The following is a 19,202-nucleotide window of genomic DNA, read 5'->3' as shown; positions in this document are numbered from 1 at the left end:
AGCGAGGCGGGATGGAGAAAAAAGCGGCATTAAGGCCACGATTATCCCCTCTCCCCGTGGGAGAGGGTTAGAGTGAGGGCATCAGGCCGTGCGCGCCACCGCGTCACGCGACGCCGCATCGCGCTCGTCGCCGGTCAGCTCGCTCAGCCTGCCGTCGCGCATCTCCAGCAGACGGTCGGCGTGAATGAAGTAATGATCGTCGTGGCTGATGGCGAAAATGGTCTTGCCCATCTCCTGCATCAGCGGCAGCAGCACCTGATAAAACTCGCGACGGAAGTGCGGGTCCTGATCCGCCGCCCATTCATCCAGCAGGATGATGTCACGCTCTTCCGCCAGCGCCAGCAGCAGCGCCACGCGCTTCTTCTGCCCCTTAGAGAGCTTGAGGTTCAGGATTTTGCCGTCCTGGAGCTCCAGCTTGTGCGACATCTGCAGCTGCGCAAGCCATTTCTCAACCAGCGCCGGATTGGCCTGCTGCCCTTCCGGCCCAAGCAGCTGGTCAAACAGCCAGACATCGGTGAATACCGCTGAGAAAAGCTTGCGGTAATCCTCGGGTTTCTCCGCGCTCAGCGCCTTACCGTCCAGCAGGATCTCGCCCGACTGCGGCTGGTAAAGTCCGGTGAGCAACATCGCCAGCGTGGATTTTCCGCTACCGTTGCCGCCGATGAGAAACAGCAGTTCGCCGCGGTGAATCGTCAGGTTGACCGGTCCTACGGAGAAGGCGTTGTCCTGATAGCGGAACGTCACGTCGCGCAGCTCCAGGGTCTGCCAGTTCGGGAAGGCCTGCGGGCGCGGGAATTCAGCCTTAAATGGCGCCAGGTCGAACTTCTTAAGCTTGTTAAATGCCACCTGCGCGCTTAGCAAGGTGGGCAATGCGCCGACGGCCGAGAGCAGCGGCGTACGCAGGAACAGCAGGGTCAGCGAGTAGGTCGCCGCCACGTTGGTGTCCGCCCAGCCCAGGCTGTTCGCCATCCAGAATACCAGGCCAATGGCGCCCAGCATCATAATGTTGGACCAGTTCACCGCGCTCAGGTGGAAGGTATCGGCGCGAATAATGTGGTGCCGGTATTCGCGCGCGTCCGGGATATAGAGGTTATTGAAGATATGCTCGGCACGCTCGCGGTTGAGGGTCAGCTCTTTGCGCCCTTCCAGCACCGTCTGGTAATCGTTATAGAGCTTATCTTCCGTTTCGCGCAGGACCGCCATGTGTTTATAGACGCGCGATACCAGCACGAAACCGCCCCAGATGGTGATGGCAATCCACACCGCGGTCACCGCCAGCATTTTGGTCGAAAGCCAGGCGAGATAGGCCGCCGAGCCAAAGGTCAGGATGATCCCCTGCACCAGCTCCGGCAGGCGGACAAACGCGATGGTAATCGCGCGCACGTCGCTGGTCAGCCCCGCCAGCAGGGAGGCGCTGCCGAGCTGCTCCACGCGCTCAACCTGCGTGTCGAGGATCCGCTTGATGAACTCGCTGCGCAGGCGGAAAACGAAATGGTGACCAAGCGCGGTCAGCGCCAGCTGAGAGCCGAGCGTAACCGCCATCAACAGCAGCAGCAGGCCGAGAAACTCCGGCAGAACCGAGAGTGAGGTATCGACCATTTCGATCAGCCGCACGTTTATAAACGCGATCAGGCCAATACCGAGCGCCGCGCTGGCAAGGCTTAAGGCCATTACGGCAATGAAGGGCCAGCGGTACTGACGCCAGACAAGAAGAAGTAGTTGCATGCAGGCAATCCGGACAATAAAAATCAGCCAGCAGTGTAAACTGCCCTGAGCGGACATCAAGAATAATTCTTATTTTTGTTTGTTCAATCCCGCCTGACGGAAAGTCAGATTATAGCGGTACTCGCCAGTGAGGGGATGAACCCCGGGCTTCAGGGGCTGAATGCCGTGATAGTACAGCCGTGACTCCCTGCCCCACACCACCACGTCGCCGTGCTCCAGCATAATGCGCCTGAGCGGATCGTTGCGGCGCAATCCGCCAAACTGGAAGACGGCGGGCAGACCCAACGATACCGAGACGATGGGCGCGCGCAGATCGGGCTCATCTTTGTCCTGATGCAGCGAGAGCTTCGCACCGATGGCGTAGCGGTTAATCAGGCAGGCATCCGGCCGGAAGTCAGGGTAATCTGCTGCAACGGCAGCCTCGTGACAAAGCGCCTGAAACACCGCAGGTATGGGAGGCCACGGCCGGCCGGTCGTGGGATCGTTCGGGGCATACACATACCCACGTTCGTTCGTCGCCCACCCCAGTTCTCCGCAGTTGGCCATGGCCACCGACATGGTGTAGCCGCCCGGCGTCACCATATGGCGAAACGGTGAAACCGCCGTGACCTCTTCAATACCGACAAGCAATGCCGCCGCACGGGAGAGTGCAAAGCGGCGCAGGATCACTGCCCCGGGCGCAAGCGGCTCCTGCCACGGTTCAGCATCCGCAAAAAGATCGAGCATTATCCCTCCCGGCGTTTCACCTCACGTTTCAGTAATAGCGCTTTTCGCGCCGCCCCCCAGCGATAGCCCGACAGCGCGCCGTCGGTACGGACCACGCGGTGACAGGGGATCACAATCGCCAGCCTGTTTGCCGCACAGGCACCCGCGACGGCACGCACCGCGTTGGGCTGGCCAATCGCCTTCGCCACCTGCTGATAGCTGGCCGTTTCCCCGCAGGGGATGTCACGAAGGGCCTGCCAGACCCGCTGCTGGAACGCGGTGCCGCGTATATCCAGCGGCAGCGCCAGCGGCACCGTGTGGTTATCAATACTGGCAATGACCTGGCTGATACGCTGGGCAAAGGCATCTTCCTGCGGGGCATGCTCCGCGTTTGGAAACAGCGTCGCAAATTCTTCTGCCAGTTTGGTATCGTTGTCGCCCAGCAGTATCGCGCAAATCCCCCGCTCGCTTTCCGCAACCAGGCAGCGTCCCAGCGAACAGTCGCCGATGGCGTAACGCACCGCCACCTCGCCTTTGCGGTACTGCTTCGCCGTCATGCCCAGCGCATCGTTGGCTTTGCGGTAATAGCTGCTGCTGTCGGGAAACCCTGCCGCCAGCACGGCATCGGTAATTTTGTTTCCCTGCGCAAGCGCCGCGCGCAGACGCTGCCCCCGCGCCGCCTGCTGCCAGGCTTTTGGCGTCATCCCGGTGACGGACTTAAACAGCCGGTGGAAATGGAAAGGACTCATGGCGACCTGCTGCGCCAGACCTTCAAGCGTCAGCGCGGGATCCTGCTCCAGAAGGCGACAGGCGTGCTCCACTTTCGCCAGCTTTTGCTGATTCGGATCGCGTTTGTCCGGCATGCAGCGCTTGCACGGGCGAAACCCTGCCTGAACGGCATGCTGGACATCGGGATAAAAGCAGACGTTTTTACGCAGCGCGTGACGGGCGCGGCATGACGGGCGGCAGAAAATTCCCGTCGTCTTCACGGCAAAGACAAACCGATCGTCAGCGCGCGGATCGCGAGCCAGAACGGCCTGCCAGCGATCCTCATCATTCATATAGGTTGGATTTTTCATCATCAGCTCCTCTTACAAGCATACCTTTAGCGTGCCGGAGTGCCAGTGATAAAAAACCCGCAACCTTGCTTTTTAATTTTTGTCGCTCACCAGGAAGCTGTTGAACTGCGGCGAGCTCCAGGTTTTGAACCCGTCGCCCTCTTTAGTGATCATATAAACCGCCAGTCCTTCCTGACGAACCACCTCTTTGGCTTTTTCCGGGCCGAGAACCATTAATCCGGTATCCCAGGCGTCGGCTTCCAGCGCAGTGGGGGCAATCACGGTCACCGAGACCAGGTTATGCGTGATGGGACGTCCGGTCAGCGGATCGATCACGTGCGAAATACGCTTCCCGTCGAGCTCGTAATAGTTACGGTAGCTCCCGGAAGTGCTGATGCCGTGCCCGTTAATATCCACAATGGCCTGTACGGCGTTTTGCCGATCGGTCGGTTTTTGAATCGCCACGCGCCACGGTTTACCGCTGGCGTTCATGCCCCGGCTGACTAACGCGCCCCCCACGGAGACCAGGTAGCGCGATATCCCTTCCTGCGTCATCAGCGCGGCAAGGTGATCCGCCGCGTAACCTTCACCTACCGTCGACAGATCGACAAACAGATCGGGGATGTCTTTCTGCAGATACTGCTGGCCGTACTGGTTGATCACCGTCAGATGCTTTAGCCCTGTCCGGGCGCGGGCATCATCAATGGCCGCCTGATCGGGTGTGGTATCCGGCTGTTTGTTCGGGCCAAATCCCCAGAGATTGACCAGAGGCCCGACGGTGACATCCATCGCGCCGTTGGTTTTATATCCCACGCGCATTGATTCGGTGACGATATCGGCCATCGCTTCGCTCACCGGCCACAGGGAGGTACTGGTGGAAAGATTGAAGCGCATCAGCGCCGAGTCATTTTTATAGGTTGAGAGCAGTTGGTCGTCGGCGTCCAGCTGAGACTGGATTTTACCGCGAAGTTCATCAGCGCGCGTTTTATCCAGGCCCATCACGCTGACGCGCCAGAAGGTGCCCATCGTTTTGCCTTCGAGCACCGTCGCGGCGGGTGCATCGGTTTTCGCCACGGGCGCGGAATCGTCACACGCGGTCAGGAAAAAAAGCATAGCCAGAAAGCTGGCGCGTAAAAAAGTCATGTCCATTCATTATTATCCTCATGCCAGGGCGGCAAGAGTACACCAAAACGGTTGCGTTGTGAGGCCAAAAAAAAGCACAAAAAAGGGGCCTTCAGGCCCCTTAGTCACACGATGACGCGATTAGAACTGGTAAACCAGACCCAGCGCGACGATATCATCAGTGCCGATACCGGCCTGACGGGTGAACTCATTTTCATCAACCAGGTTGATTTTGTAATCCACGTAGGTGGACATGTTTTTGTTGAAGTAGTAAGTCGCACCCACATCAACATATTTCAGCAGATCCTGATCGCCGTAACCTTCGATGTCTTTACCTTTGGACTGCAGGTAAGCCACGGATGGACGCAGGCCGAAATCGAACTGGTACTGAGCAACCACTTCGAAGTTCTGCGCTTTGTTAGCAAAACCGTAAGCGGTAGTCGGGCTGCTGCCGTTAGAGGTACCGAAGCGGGTTGCGTTGTAGGTCTGAGAGTACTGCGCAGCCAGGTAGATGTTGTTGGCATCGTATTTCAGGCCACCAGAATAGACTTCTGCGTGATCGCCGTTACCGTAAACGCCCGGTGCGTTCTGGTCAGCGGTACGTTTGGAGGAGGACATCGCACCACCCACGCTGAAGCCTTCGCCCAGGTTATAGGTTACGGATGCACCGTAGCCGTCGCCGTTCTGTTTCAGCAGGCTGCGTCCACCGACGTTTTCGCCGCTTACGCTACCGTTTTTACCCTGATACTGCAGCGCAAAGTTCAGGCCATCCACCAGACCAAAGAAGTCCTGGTTACGATAGGTCGCCACGCCGTTAGCACGAGACTGCAGGAAGTTGTCTGAGCCGTAGGTATCGCCGCCAAATTCTGGCAGAACGTCAGTCCAGGAAGTTACGTCGTAGATCACGCCGTAGTTACGACCGTAATCGAAAGAGCCCGCTTCAGCGAATTTCAGACCGGCAAACGCCACACGCGTCCAGGACTGGTTGTCGCTTTCAGTCGTGTTGCCCTGGATCTGGTATTCCCACTGGCCGTAACCGGTCAGCTGATCGTTAACCTGAGTTTCGCCTTTGAAGCCAAGACGCATGTAGGTCTGGTCGCCGTCAGCACTCTTGTCGTCAGAGAAATAGTGCAGACCATCAACTTTGCCGTACAGATCTAATTTGTTGCCATCTTTGTTATAAATTTCGGCCGCATTTGCTGCGCCTGCTACCAGCAGTGCTGGTACCAGAAGGGACAGTACTTTAACTTTCATTTTATTAACCCTCTGTTATATGCCTTATAATTGCCACTGCTTACCGGTTAACCCTCATTAACCAGTCGGCAAATTCATTCTCCGCAAAATTACAGAATAATCCAATGCGAATATGATACGAAAACTTTGAAGATGTTTCATTTATCCATCAACATGTTTCAAAATGTAAATGAAAAGGAACTTTTACAAAGCACAAAAAGCTTAGAAATTTAGCACTTATAATCAAAACGAAAAATGACCCAATACATATCAAAGAGTTAAAATAAAAAACGTTACCGCACTGAATGACAAAACAAGATCGACTCCAGTCTCTAAAATAACTCTCGCTATCATCATTAACTTTATTTATTACCGTCATTCAGCTTTGAATGTCTGTTTATCCCTAATTCAACCGGATGCATCGCATTCGGTTTTTTTTTACCCTTCTTTACGTAACTTTTCCTTTTTTGTGCTACCGCCGCGTAATTGTAACGACTATTAACTAAATTCACGTTCGCCCCTGTGCATAACGGTAAAATTCGCTCAAAACTTAATTTCTTGTTAATTCGTGCTATTTTCTGACGAAATGCATTTTTTATTTGTACATGCATTATGCTCTTGTACACATTTAAGACGTACTTCCTCTCTCGCACGGGCCATCGAAAAAGTCGCTTGTTCAAGGACAGTGGCGCTGGAAATTCAGTTATTACCCTTTATACTGCCCTATCGCCACAGAGCACGACCATCACGGGTTAAAGATATCAATGAGTCAGACTGAAACTACCGCCCAAAGCAAATTCTCCCTTCTGCCCGGGAGCATCACCCGTTTCTTTCTTCTTTTGATCGTGGTGCTGTTAGTCACAATGGGCGTGATGGTGCAGAGCGCGGTTAACGCCTGGCTGAAGGATAAGAGCTATCAGGTGGTGGATATTACCCACGCCGTACACAAGCGCATTGATACCTGGCGCTACGCCACCTGGCAGATTTATGACAACATTGCGGCAGCGCCTGCCAGCTCATCCGGAGATGGACTTCAGGAGACGCGGCTGAAGCAGGATGTCTACTATCTCGAAAAACCGCAGCGTAAGACTGAAGCGCTTATCTTTGGCTCTCACGACAGCGCGACCCTTGAGATGACGCAGCGTATTTCGACCTACCTGGATACCCTCTGGGGCGCCGAAACGGTGCCGTGGTCGATGTACTATCTGAACGGTCAGGACAACAGCATGATCCTGATCTCGACGCTGCCGTTGAAAGATCTCTCTTCCGGATTTAAAGAGACGACGGTCGGCAGCATTGTCGACTCCCGCCGGGCAGAAATGCTGCAGCAGGCCAACGCCCTTGATGAACGTGAGAGCTTCTCATCGCTGCGCCGGCTGGCCTGGCAGAATGGTCACTATTTTACCCTGCGTACCACCTTTAACCAGCCGGGTCATCTGGCGACGGTCGTGGCCTTCGATTTACCCATTAATGATTTGATCCCGCCGGATATGCCGCTCGACAGCTTCCGTCTGGAGCCGGACAGCAGCACCCAGAACATGCGTGCGGCGTCCGACAAAGAGGCCGCAGAGAGCGTCACCATCTCCTTTAACGGCTCGAAAATTGAAATTGCCTCGTCGCTGAACTCAACCGGCATGCGTCTGGTGTGGCAGGTACCGTTCGGCACGCTGCTGCTTGATACCCTGCAAAATATTCTGCTGCCGCTGCTGCTGAATATTGGTCTGCTGGCGCTGGCCCTGTTTGGCTACAGCACCTTCCGCTTCCAGCCGGGACGCCAGAGCGACGCGTCTGCGGTCTCCGCGGGCAATACCAACGAGCTGCGCGTATTGCGCGCGCTCAATGAAGAGATTGTCTCCGTGCTGCCGCTAGGGGTGTTAGTTCACGATCAGGAATCGAATCGCACGGTGATGAGCAATAAAATTGCTGACCATCTGCTGCCGCACCTTAACCTGCAGAACATCACCACTATGGCGGATCAGCACCAGGGGGTTATTCAGGCCACCATTAACAATGAACTGTACGAGATCCGTCAGTTCCGCAGCCAGGTGGCACCGCGTACGCAAATCTTCATCATTCGCGATCAGGATCGCGAAGTGCTGGTGAATAAAAAGCTCAAGCAGGCGCAAAGGCTGTATGAGAAGAACCAGCAGGGGCGCGCGGCATTCATGCAGAATATTGGCGATGCCTTCAAGCAGCCGTTAAAAACGCTGGCGACCCAGGCGGCGGCATTAAACACGTCTGAAAGCCACCAGCTCGCCTGCCAGGCCGACTCGCTGGTCCGCATGGTGGATGAGATCCAGCTGGCAAACATGCTGGAGAATGATTTCTGGAAAGGCACCCCTTCTCTCTTCTCCATTCAGGATCTGATCGATGAAGTGGTTCCCGAAGTCCTGCCCGTAATTAAGCGCAAAGGGCTGCAGCTGCTAATCAACAACCATTTACCCGCCAATGACGAACGTCACGGCGACCGCGAGGCGCTGCGTCGTATTCTGCTGATGATTATTCAGTACGCCGTGACCACCACGCAGATCGGCAAGATCACCCTTGAAGTGAGCACCGACGAGTCGGCGGAAGATCGCCTGACGTTCCGCATTCTGGACACCGGGGAAGGCGTGACGGCGAGTGAAATTGATAATCTGCACTTCCCGTTCCTGAATGACACGCAAAGCGATCATTACGGCAAGGCTAACGCCCTGACCTTCTGGCTGTGCGATCAGCTGGCGCGTAAGCTCGGCGGCCATCTGAATATCAAGGCCCGTGAATCGCTCGGCACCCGTTACTCTCTCCACGTGAAAATGGCCGCCAATCCGCAGGAAGAAGATGAAGAACGCCTGCTGGATGACGTCGTGGTGATGGTGGATGTGACCTCAAACGAGATCCGCAATATTGTGGTTCGTCAGCTCGAAAACTGGGGCGCGGCCTGCATCACGCCGGATGAAAGGCTGGCAAGTCAAGAATTTGATCTGTTTTTAACTGATAATCCGTCTAATCTTACTGCCTCGGGCTTGCTTTTAAGCGATGATGAGTCAGGCGTGCGGAAAATCGGCCCTGGCCAGCTGCGCGTCAACTTTAATATAAGCAATGCGATGCAGGAAGCTGTACTACAACTAATAGAAGAGCAGCTGGCGCAGGAAGAGATAACGGAATCCCCGTTAGGCGGTAATGAAAATGCCGAGCTTCACGCCAGCGGATACTATTCCCTCTTTGTTGATACAGTACCAGATGATGTGAAGCGGTTGTATACTGAGTCCGCTGCGAATGATTTTGCAGCGCTGGCACAGACAGCACACCGGCTTAAAGGGGTGTTTGCCATGCTTAATCTGGTTCCCGGCAAGCAGTTATGTGAAACGCTGGAACATCTAATTCGTGAGAAAGATGCCTCTGGCATTGAAAAATACATCAGCGACATTGACGCCTACGTCAAAAGCTTGCTGTAGCAAGGTAGCCTTATACATGAACAATATGAACGTAATTATTGCCGATGACCATCCGATTGTACTGTTCGGTATTCGCAAATCACTTGAACAGATCGAGTGGGTGAATGTAGTCGGTGAATTTGAAGACTCTACAGCACTGATCAATAACCTCCCAAAGCTTGATGCGCACGTGCTCATTACCGATCTCTCTATGCCTGGAGACAAATACGGTGATGGGATCACGCTCATCAAATATATTAAACGTCACTTCCCTGACATCTCGATTATTGTTCTGACCATGAACAACAACCCGGCGATCCTGAGCGCCGTGCTGGATCTGGATATCGAAGGAATTGTGCTGAAGCAAGGCGCCCCGACCGATCTGCCAAAAGCGCTGGCTGCGCTGCAGAAAGGCAAGAAGTTCACGCCTGAGAGCGTCTCTCGTCTGCTGGAAAAAATCAGCGCGGGTGGCTACGGTGACAAACGCCTGTCGCCGAAAGAGAGCGAAGTTCTGCGCCTGTTCGCCGAAGGTTTCCTGGTGACCGAGATTGCCAAGAAGCTGAACCGCAGCATTAAAACCATCAGCAGCCAGAAAAAATCAGCAATGATGAAGCTGGGCGTGGACAACGATATTGCCCTGTTGAACTATCTCTCCTCCGTTACGCTGAGCGCATCGGATAAGGATTGATCCCCCACTGTAAATGCCGGATGGCGCTCACGCTTACCCGGCCTACAGAACCCGTAGGCCCGCGCAAGCGCAGCGCCGCCGGGCAAATAAAAAAGGCCCTTACGGGCCTTTTTTATATTCTGGTTTTTCTCACGCGATCCGCATAAACAGACAGCGTTTGTTTGAGCACGTCCAGCGTCACCGGTTTCGACAGGCAGCTGTCCATGCCCGACTCCAGACAGCGCTGTTTCTCTTCCGCCAGCGCGTTCGCCGTCACGCCCACGACAGGCAGCGTCAGGCCAAGCTGTCGGATGCGCTGCGTCAGCCGGTAGCCGTCCATGTTAGGCATGTTGACGTCACTCAGCACGATATCAATATGATTTTTACTCAGCACATTCAGCGCATCCACGCCGTCATTGGCGGTTTTGCACTGATAGCCCAGCGATCCGAGCTGGTCAGCCAGCAGGCGGCGGTTAATCGGATGGTCATCCACCACCAGAATCATCATATCGTCATTCACTGACGCCAGACCTTCCGGTGACGGCAGCGCGACTGCACCGTCGTTCTCTTCCAGCTCGACTTTATAGATACGGGCCAGCAGGCTCAACAGCTCATGCGGCGTTGCGACGCTGTGCACCCATTCCCCCGGCGCACGTTCAACCGGTATGCCAATGTGGCGACGGCAGAAGAGCACCGTTCCTCTCCCCTGCCACGGCTGTTCCGGCATCTCGTCGGCGATGAGCACATCGTCCACGTCCGGCGTTTGGCCTTCATAGCGGCAGACCCTCACGCCGCTATGGGCGAGCAGCGCCGTCAGATAGTCATTCAGCGAGGCATTATTGACCGCCAGCCAGCAGCGCTTATCGTTCAGCCCGTCAACCGTGGCTTTTGCCGGATACTGCGCGGAATAGAGCGGAATGCGGATGGTGAACTGGCTGCCCATGCCGGGCTCGGTATCCACGGAAATGTCACCGTCCATCATGCTGACGAGCTTCTCGCAAATCGCCAGCCCCAGACCGGTGCCCTGGAAGTTACGCTGCACGCCGGTGCCGACCTGGAAGAACGGATCGAACAGACGTACCACCTCCTTGGCCGGTATGCCCACCCCCGTGTCGCGCACGCGGATGCTGAGGTAATCTCCCGCCCGGCAGACGTGTAGCACAATGCAGCCGATATCGGTGAATTTGATGGCATTGCTGAGCAGGTTAGAGATGACCTGCTGCAGGCGCATCGGGTCGCCGTGCAGCGTCAGCGGCACGTCCGGTTCAATGAAGCAGTAGAGCCCCAGCTGTTTACGCACCACCAGCGGCAGATAGTTGGCGCTGATGTGGTTCATGACCTCACGCGGCGAAAACTCGCGCGGCTCAATTTTCAGCTGCTCAGACTCAATTTTAGAGAAGTCGAGAATATCGCTGATGATCTTCAGCAGCAGGCTGGAGGAGTTGTTCATCGCCGTTACCAGCCGGTCGACGCCTTTCGGCAATTCCTTCGTCTGCAGCAGATCGAGGTTACCGATAATCCCGTACAGCGGCGTACGTAGCTCGTGACTGACGGTAGCCAGGAACATGGATTTCGACTGGCTGGCCTGCTCCGCGGCCTGCGCCATCTCCTGCAGCGACTCTTCCATCTTCACGCGCGCGGAGACATCCACCAGCACGCAAATCGCTACGTTTTCATTGCGATAGCGGGAATGAACAAAGCTGATCTGCAGGTTAGTGTGGGTGCTGGTGAGTACGTCGACAAAGTTCACCTGCTGGCCGCAGATGATTTGCGTCAGCCTTTGCCGGTCCTCGTGCGTCAGCATGTTCAGGTAGTTGTGCGCCAGCTCGTTACTCAGGATGTTGGTCCCGTCCTGGGTACGAAGAATGCAGATCCCCACCGGAGCCGAGGCGACAATCTTGCGGTTGAACTGCTCGTGCTCCTCCAGACGCTGGGCGTCACTTTCGGCGGGAATAAAGATTCTCCGCTCATACATGCGCGCCAGCGTAAACAGCGCCCCGCCCACCAGCAGGTTCAGCAGGATCGCATTCATAATAAGAATGCGTATCCGCTCAAGGACCATATCCACCGGCAGCGAGTAAACAATGCTCAGCGACGATGGCGGCAGGCTTTTTTTCAGCACCAGCTCGCGGAAGCCGGAGGTGTAGCCAAACCATGAGCGTTCCTGCATCCAGTGCGGATCGACGTTCAAACTTTTATCCGGCCCGGCGAGTGAGATCAGCTGATGCCCGTTTTCATCCAGAATGGTCACGCCCATCGGCAGGCTGCCCGGCGTGAAGAAGTTTTCCATGCGGATGGTCTGCTCAATCCCCAGCAGCGCCTGCAGACGATTGCCCAGGTAGACCGGCGTCAGCGCGTAGAAATAGCCCACGCCCATGCGCGGCCCCTGGCTAATCCAGAAAATGTTGTTCCCGCGCTCGTCCTGCGGCGCATTGCGATATTTCACAATACGCTCGTGCAGGCTTTTCAGCGCATCATCGCGCTCGACGGGCACATCGCGCAGGCCAAAGTCAGCCATGCAGAGGTTTTCACTGCCAATCAGGAATACGCGGTTAAGGTCGTAGGCGGCGGAGAAGTTGTCGCGCCAGTAGCGCATAAACCAGGCGAGGGATTCCAGCGACCCGCGCCAGGTGCTGCTCATGGTGGAGCAATCCGAGTCCGGGAACAGCGGCTGGAAGTCCGGCACTTCGGTTTTGTCATTGCGCCCGCGCAGGGCAAGGATACCGTTTTCTGCCGTCAGCCGATTTTCGGCAATATACTTCAGCTCCTTCATCACGTCAGACGTTCGCTGAATGTAGCGCTGGGCCTGATCGGAGCTTAAATTAAACTCCTGGCGGATCTCCGCTTCTTTCTGGTTCAGCGCATTGACGATGTAAAACACCGATAGCAAGGCTACCAGCAGCCAAAGCAGGAGCGCCAGCGCCCGGAAAAGATAGCGAGAAACTTTCAGCGTGGTACGAAAGGAGACGAGGTATTTCAAAGGGGCGAGGCTCCGCCGTCGGGGTCAAAAGAATGTGGTTAAGGTAGCGGTAAACGCGGCTTGTCGCAACGTTCACGTATCTGCATCTGCAAAAGAAAAGGGCCGGAATCCGGCCCTTTATGCGTCAGAAGAGATTACTCGTCAGCGTCATCCGCTGCGTCGTCGTCGCTCTCTGCTTCCGGTGCGATTTCATCATCACCTTCCGCGACGCTGCCGTCGATGGAATCGAGCTCTTCGTCGTCCACCGGCTCAGCAACGCGCTGCAGACCCACCACGTTTTCATCTTCCGCCGTACGGATGAGGATAACGCCCTGGGTGTTACGGCCCACCACGCTGATCTCGGATACGCGCGTACGCACCAGCGTACCGGCATCGGTGATCATCATGATCTGGTCGGCATCGTCCACCTGCACCGCGCCCACAACAGAACCGTTGCGCTCGGTAACCTTGATGGAGATAACGCCCTGCGTGCCGCGTGACTTGGTCGGGTATTCGCTTTCCGCCGTACGTTTACCGTAGCCGTTCTGGGTGACGGTCAGGATTGCGCCTTCGCCACGTGGAACAATCAGGGAAACAACGGAGTCTTCACCCGCCAGCTTGATACCGCGCACGCCGGTCGCCGTACGACCCATTGCGCGCACGGCGTTCTCTTTGAAGCGCACCACTTTACCGGCCGCAGAGAACAGCATCACTTCATCAGAACCGGAGGTCAGATCCACACCGATCAGCTCATCGCCTTCGTTCAGGTTTACCGCAATAATACCGGCAGAACGCGGACGGCTGAACTCGGTCAGCGCGGTTTTCTTCACGGTACCGCTGGCGGTCGCCATGAAGACGTTCACGCCCTCTTCGTACTCGCGTACCGGCAGGATGGCGGTGATACGTTCGTTCGCTTCCAGCGGCAGCAGGTTGACGATTGGACGACCGCGCGCGCCACGGCTCGCTTCCGGCAGCTGATAGACCTTCATCCAGTACAGACGGCCACGGCTGGAGAAGCAGAGGATCGTATCGTGGGTGTTAGCCACCAGCAGACGGTCAATGAAGTCTTCTTCTTTAATACGTGCCGCAGATTTACCTTTACCGCCACGACGCTGTGCTTCGTAGTCGGTCAGAGGCTGATACTTCACGTAGCCCTGGTGAGACAGGGTCACTACCACGTCTTCGCGGTTGATCAGATCTTCAATGTTGATATCAGAGCTGTTCGCGGTGATTTCAGTACGACGCTCGTCGCCGAACTGATCGCGGACCAGCTCAAGCTCTTCGCGGATCACTTCCATCAGGCGCTCGGCGCTACCCAGGATGTGCAGCAGCTCAGCAATTTGCTCCAGCAGCTCTTTGTACTCGTCGAGCAGTTTTTCATGCTCAAGGCCGGTCAGCTTCTGCAGGCGCAGATCCAGAATCGCCTGGGCCTGCTGTTCAGTCAGGTAGTACTGACCGTCACGCACGCCGAATTCAGGCTCGAGCCACTCAGGACGCGCGGCGTCATCGCCCGCACGTTCCAGCATCGCCGCCACGTTGCCCAGATCCCACGGACGCGCAACAAGCGAGGCTTTCGCTTCTGCCGGCGTCGGCGCACGGCGGATCAGCTCGATGATCGGGTCGATGTTCGCCAGCGCAACGGCCAGTGCTTCAAGGATATGAGCACGATCGCGCGCTTTGCGCAGTTCGAAGATGGTACGACGGGTCACCACTTCGCGGCGGTGACGCACGAACGCACTCAGGATCTCTTTCAGGTTCATGATCTTCGGCTGACCATGGTGCAGCGCAACCATGTTGATACCGAAGGAGACCTGAAGCTGAGTCTGGGAGTACAGGTTGTTCAGCACAACCTCACCCACCGCGTCGCGCTTGATTTCAATCACGATGCGCATACCGTCTTTGTCAGACTCGTCACGCAGCGCGCTGATGCCTTCAACGCGTTTTTCTTTTACCAGCTCGGCGATTTTTTCAATCAGACGCGCTTTGTTCACCTGATACGGGATCTCGTGAACAATGATAGTTTCACGGCCGGTTTTGGCGTCCGCTTCCACTTCGGCGCGGGCACGGATGTAAATCTTGCCGCGACCGGTGCGGTACGCTTCTTCAATGCCGCGACGACCGTTGATGATCGCCGCCGTCGGGAAGTCCGGGCCCGGGATGTGTTCCATCAGCCCTTCAATGCTGATGTCTTCATCGTCGATATAGGCCAGGCAGCCGTTGATCACTTCCGTGATGTTGTGCGGCGGAATGTTGGTCGCCATACCCACGGCGATACCGGACGAGCCGTTCACCAGCAGGTTAGGGATCTTCGTTGGCATAACGTCAGGAATTTTTTCCGTGCCGTCGTAGTTATCAACGAAATCAACCGTCTCTTTTTCCAGGTCGGCCATCAGCTCATGGGCAATCTTCGCCAGACGGATTTCCGTATAACGCATTGCCGCGGCGGAGTCGCCGTCGATAGAACCAAAGTTACCCTGACCATCTACCAGCATATAACGCAGCGAGAATGGCTGCGCCATACGGACAATGGTGTCGTACACCGCGGAATCACCATGGGGATGGTATTTACCGATTACGTCACCAACGACACGGGCAGATTTTTTGTAGGCTTTATTCCAGTCATTGCCCAATACGTTCATGGCGTATAGTACGCGACGGTGTACCGGCTTCAGGCCATCGCGGACGTCCGGCAGCGCACGGCCAACAATGACCGACATCGCATAGTCCAGATAGGAGCTTTTCAGCTCTTCCTCGATGTTAACCGGTGTAATTTCTCTCGCAAGGTCGCTCATCTAACCGCTATCCCTCTACTGTATCCCGGATTCAAAGGTCGCAAATTATAACACAGCCGCGGTGATACAGGTAAACCTATACGCTTTATTCACAGGGATTGCCTGATATACTCATTTGTCTTGCTAAATAAGGAGTAAAAGCGCCCATGAATGCCGAAAAATCCCCGGTGGCACACAACGTTGACCACGAAGAGATTGCCAAATTTGAAGCGGTGGCGTCCCGCTGGTGGGATCTCGAAGGTGAGTTCAAACCGCTGCATCGCATTAACCCGCTGCGTCTGGGCTATATCGCGGAGCGTTCCGGCGGTCTGTTCGGTAAGAAAGTGCTCGACGTCGGCTGCGGCGGCGGCATCCTGGCGGAGAGCATGGCGCGCGAAGGGGCCACCGTCACCGGCCTGGACATGGGCTTCGAGCCTCTACAGGTTGCCCGTCTTCATGCGCTGGAGTCCGGTATACAGGTGGAATATGTGCAGGAAACCGTAGAAGAGCACGCGGCAAAACATGCCCACCAGTACGACGTGGTGACCTGCATGGAGATGCTGGAGCACGTTCCGGATCCGCAGTCCGTGGTAAACGCCTGTGCAAAACTGGTGAAGCCGGGCGGCCAGGTCTTCTTCTCGACAATTAACCGCAACGGTAAAGCCTGGCTGATGGCCGTGGTCGGCGCAGAATATGTGCTGCGCATGGTGCCGAAAGGGACGCACGACGTGAAGAAGTTTATCAAGCCTGCCGAACTGCTGGGCTGGGTTGACCAGACGTGGCTTAAGGAGCAGCACATCACGGGCCTGCACTACAACCCGCTAACGGATAAATTCAAACTTGCCCCGGGCGTGGATGTTAACTATATGTTGCATACAACCGCCAAAAACGACTAACGTCATCCGTTATTCTTATAATGATTGCGCGACATCATGTTGCGCAATTCTGACCTCCCGTTGAAGAAATCAGCACTCGATCAAATTTTGAATTTTTTTTCTAAATTATTGACATCTCTTCCAGGCCTTACGGTACGAGGACTTACGCTTTTTTACGCTTTCACAACCTCAATTTAACCTCAAAATCAACCCTTGTGCTGAAAAGATTCGATACTAGAATACTCACCATATAGCGTTTTTCTTATCGCAAACCCCCTATATGTAGTATTTATCCACAGAGTTAGTCACAAGACGGATCTGTGGATAAGCGGGGGATATTTTTTATTTCACGGACAGGTAAAACCCACATGAATCAGAGTCTGCTGGTGACAAAGCGCGACGGTACTACCGAGCGTATCAATCTGGACAAAATCCATCGAGTTCTCGACTGGGCAGCAGAAGGACTGAATAACGTATCTATATCCCAGGTTGAACTGCGTTCTCACATTCAGTTCTACGACGGCATCAAAACGTCTGATATCCACGAAACCATTATCAAAGCAGCGGCGGATCTGATCTCCCGCGACGCACCGGATTATCAGTACCTCGCTGCGCGTCTGGCGATTTTCCACCTGCGTAAGAAAGCCTATGGCCAGTTCGAGCCGCCGAAGCTTTACGATCACGTGGTGAAAATGGTTGAGCTGGGCAAATACGACACGCATCTGCTGGAAGACTATACGGAAGAAGAGTTCGAGCAGATGAACGGGTTTATCGATCACTGGCGCGACATGAACTTCTCCTACGCGGCGGTGAAGCAGCTCGAAGGCAAATACCTGGTTCAGAACCGTGTGACCGGTGAGATCTACGAAAGCGCCCAGTTCCTCTATATTCTGGTGGCCGCCTGCCTGTTCTCAAACTACCCGCGCGACACCCGTCTGGACTACGTGAAGCGTTTCTACGATGCGGTATCGACGTTCAAAATTTCTCTGCCAACGCCGATCATGTCTGGCGTGCGCACCCCTACCCGTCAGTTCAGCTCCTGCGTACTGATCGAGTGTGGTGACAGCCTGGATTCCATCAACGCCACCTCCAGCGCCATCGTGAAATACGTCTCCCAGCGTGCCGGTATCGGCATCAACGCAGGTCGCATCCGCGCGCTGGGCAGCCCGATTCGCGGCGGTGAAGCGTTCCACACCGGCTGTATCCCGTTCTACAAGCACTTCCAGACGGCGGTAAAATCCTGCTCTCAGGGCGGCGTGCGCGGCGGCGCAGCGACCCTGTTCTACCCAATGTGGCACCTGGAAGTGGAAAGCCTGCTGGTGCTGAAAAACAACCGCGGCGTGGAAGGCAACCGCGTGCGTCACATGGACTACGGCGTGCAGATCAACAAGCTGATGTACACCCGTCTGCTGAAAGGGGAAGACATCACCCTGTTCAGCCCGTCCGACGTCCCGGGCCTGTACGACGCGTTCTTCGCCGATCAGGACGAGTTCGAGCGTCTGTACACCAAATATGAAAAAGACGACAGCATCCGTAAACAGCGCCTGAAGGCGGTAGACCTGTTCTCCCTGATGATGCAGGAGCGCGCCTCTACCGGCCGTATCTACATCCAGAACGTTGACCACTGCAACACCCATAGCCCGTTTGATCCGGCGGTTGCGCCAGTGCGCCAGTCTAACCTGTGCCTGGAGATCGCCCTGCCAACCAAACCGCTGGAAGACGTGAACGACGAAAACGGCGAAATCGCCCTGTGTACGCTCTCCGCGTTCAACCTGGGTGCGATTAAGAGCCTGGACGAGCTGGAAGAGCTGGCCGTGCTGGCGGTACGTGCGCTGGATGCCCTGCTGGACTACCAGGATTACCCAATCCCGGCCGCTAAACGCGGCGCAATGGGCCGTCGTACCCTGGGTATCGGCGTGATCAACTTCGCCTATTGGCTGGCGAAAAACGGCAAGCGTTACTCCGACGGCAGCGCTAACAACCTGACGCACCAGACGTTCGAAGCGATTCAGTACTACCTGATGAAAGCCTCTAACGAGCTGGCGAAAGAGCAAGGCGCGTGCCCGTGGTTCAACGAAACCACCTATGCAAAAGGCATTCTGCCGATCGACACCTATAAGAAAGACCTGGATGCGATCGTCAGCGAGCCGCTGCACCTGGACTGGGAAGGCCTGCGCGAGTCCATCAAAACGCACGGCCTGCGTAACTCCACGCTCTCTGCCCTGATGCCGTCCGAGACCTCTTCGCAGATCTCCAACGCCACCAACGGTATTGAGCCACCGCGCGGCCACGTCAGCATTAAAGCGTCGAAAGACGGCGTGCTGCGTCAGGTGGTGCCGGATTACGAAACGCTGGGCAACAACTACGAGCTGCTGTGGGAGATGCCAAACAACGACGGCTACCTGCAGCTGGTGGGTATCATGCAGAAGTTTATCGACCAGTCGATCTCTGCCAATACTAACTACGACCCGACGCGCTTCCCGTCCGGCAAGGTACCAATGCAGCAGTTGTTGAAAGACCTGCTGACCGCCTACAAATTTGGCGTGAAAACGCTGTACTATCACAACACCCGTGACGGTGCAGAAGACGCGCAGGACGACCTGGTACCGTCAATTCAGGACGATGGCTGCGAAAGCGGCGCATGTAAGATCTAATGAAGGGCGGGGATATC

At 55.7% G+C, this 19,202-nt stretch carries 11 protein-coding genes; 4 read left to right on the top strand and 7 right to left on the bottom strand.

Annotated features, from left to right (window positions below; genetic code table 11):
- Positions 1–81: 81 nt before the first annotated feature.
- The 5 genes from IM294_RS16890 to IM294_RS16870 form a co-directional block, all read right to left on the bottom strand.
- Positions 82–1,725, bottom strand: a complete 1,644-nt coding sequence (locus IM294_RS16890) for a multidrug ABC transporter permease/ATP-binding protein (RefSeq protein ID WP_041911987.1) — start codon at positions 1,723–1,725, stop codon at positions 82–84.
- A 69-nt stretch (positions 1,726–1,794) separates the two neighbouring features.
- Positions 1,795–2,451 (bottom strand): DNA oxidative demethylase AlkB, encoded by a 657-nt coding sequence (alkB, locus tag IM294_RS16885; protein ID WP_126818196.1) that lies wholly within the window; start codon positions 2,449–2,451, stop codon positions 1,795–1,797.
- Positions 2,451–3,509, bottom strand: coding sequence for a bifunctional DNA-binding transcriptional regulator/O6-methylguanine-DNA methyltransferase Ada (gene ada, locus IM294_RS16880; protein ID WP_126818259.1), 1,059 nt, complete (start codon positions 3,507–3,509; stop codon positions 2,451–2,453). Before ada ends, alkB begins: the two co-directional genes overlap by 1 nt.
- A 72-nt stretch (positions 3,510–3,581) precedes the next feature.
- Positions 3,582–4,637, bottom strand: coding sequence for an FAD:protein FMN transferase ApbE (gene apbE / locus IM294_RS16875; RefSeq protein WP_045629880.1), 1,056 nt, complete (start codon positions 4,635–4,637; stop codon positions 3,582–3,584).
- A 114-nt stretch (positions 4,638–4,751) separates the two neighbouring features.
- On the bottom strand, positions 4,752–5,864 hold the full coding sequence (locus IM294_RS16870) for a porin OmpC (RefSeq protein WP_028013899.1): 1,113 nt from the start codon (positions 5,862–5,864) through the stop codon (positions 4,752–4,754).
- Positions 5,865–6,607: 743 nt separating this feature from the next.
- Here IM294_RS16870 and rcsD point away from each other — a divergent pair.
- Entirely contained in the window at positions 6,608–9,280 is a 2,673-nt protein-coding gene (rcsD, locus tag IM294_RS16865; RefSeq protein ID WP_048960697.1) for a phosphotransferase RcsD, read from the top strand.
- 16 nt (positions 9,281–9,296) lie between these two features.
- A complete protein-coding gene (gene rcsB, locus IM294_RS16860; protein WP_006176468.1) occupies positions 9,297–9,947 on the top strand; it encodes a response regulator transcription factor RcsB in 651 nt (216 codons plus the stop codon).
- 112 nt (positions 9,948–10,059) lie between these two features.
- Here the strand turns inward: rcsB and rcsC are convergent, their stop codons facing one another.
- Positions 10,060–12,906 (bottom strand): two-component system sensor histidine kinase RcsC, encoded by a 2,847-nt coding sequence (rcsC, locus tag IM294_RS16855; protein ID WP_047367976.1) that lies wholly within the window; start codon positions 12,904–12,906, stop codon positions 10,060–10,062.
- A 134-nt stretch (positions 12,907–13,040) separates the two neighbouring features.
- On the bottom strand, positions 13,041–15,677 hold the full coding sequence (gyrA, locus tag IM294_RS16850) for a DNA topoisomerase (ATP-hydrolyzing) subunit A (RefSeq protein ID WP_028013903.1): 2,637 nt from the start codon (positions 15,675–15,677) through the stop codon (positions 13,041–13,043).
- 146 nt (positions 15,678–15,823) lie between these two features.
- Here gyrA and ubiG point away from each other — a divergent pair, with 146 nt between their 5' ends.
- Together ubiG and nrdA are read left to right on the top strand one after the other, a co-directional pair.
- Complete coding sequence (gene ubiG / locus IM294_RS16845; protein ID WP_020690665.1) at positions 15,824–16,552, top strand: bifunctional 2-polyprenyl-6-hydroxyphenol methylase/3-demethylubiquinol 3-O-methyltransferase UbiG; 729 nt, start codon at positions 15,824–15,826, stop codon at positions 16,550–16,552.
- A 347-nt stretch (positions 16,553–16,899) separates the two neighbouring features.
- Positions 16,900–19,185 carry a class 1a ribonucleoside-diphosphate reductase subunit alpha gene (gene nrdA, locus IM294_RS16840; protein ID WP_028013905.1) on the top strand — a complete coding sequence of 762 codons (2,286 nt, stop codon included), beginning with the start codon at positions 16,900–16,902 and terminating at the stop codon, positions 19,183–19,185.
- The last annotated feature ends 17 nt before the right edge of the window (positions 19,186–19,202 follow it).

Source organism: Enterobacter cloacae complex sp. P43RS (genome assembly GCF_014930585.1).
GTDB classification, from domain to species: Bacteria; Pseudomonadota; Gammaproteobacteria; order Enterobacterales; family Enterobacteriaceae; genus Enterobacter; species Enterobacter bugandensis.
This window is presented reverse-complemented; position numbering and strand designations above follow the sequence as displayed.

What these genes read in the sequence shown, in the direction of transcription:
- IM294_RS16890 (WP_041911987.1), bottom strand. Translation starts at nt 1,725, where the DNA reads ATGCAACTACTTCTTCTTGTCTGGCGTCAGTACCGCTGGCCCTTCATT.
- rcsB (WP_006176468.1), top strand. Translation starts at nt 9,297, where the DNA reads ATGAACAATATGAACGTAATTATTGCCGATGACCATCCGATTGTACTG.
- nrdA (WP_028013905.1), top strand. Translation starts at nt 16,900, where the DNA reads ATGAATCAGAGTCTGCTGGTGACAAAGCGCGACGGTACTACCGAGCGT.
- ubiG (WP_020690665.1), top strand. Translation starts at nt 15,824, where the DNA reads ATGAATGCCGAAAAATCCCCGGTGGCACACAACGTTGACCACGAAGAG.
- alkB (WP_126818196.1), bottom strand. Translation starts at nt 2,451, where the DNA reads ATGCTCGATCTTTTTGCGGATGCTGAACCGTGGCAGGAGCCGCTTGCG.
- apbE (WP_045629880.1), bottom strand. Translation starts at nt 4,637, where the DNA reads ATGGACATGACTTTTTTACGCGCCAGCTTTCTGGCTATGCTTTTTTTC.
- ada (WP_126818259.1), bottom strand. Translation starts at nt 3,509, where the DNA reads ATGAAAAATCCAACCTATATGAATGATGAGGATCGCTGGCAGGCCGTT.
- rcsD (WP_048960697.1), top strand. Translation starts at nt 6,608, where the DNA reads ATGAGTCAGACTGAAACTACCGCCCAAAGCAAATTCTCCCTTCTGCCC.
- gyrA (WP_028013903.1), bottom strand. Translation starts at nt 15,677, where the DNA reads ATGAGCGACCTTGCGAGAGAAATTACACCGGTTAACATCGAGGAAGAG.
- IM294_RS16870 (WP_028013899.1), bottom strand. Translation starts at nt 5,864, where the DNA reads ATGAAAGTTAAAGTACTGTCCCTTCTGGTACCAGCACTGCTGGTAGCA.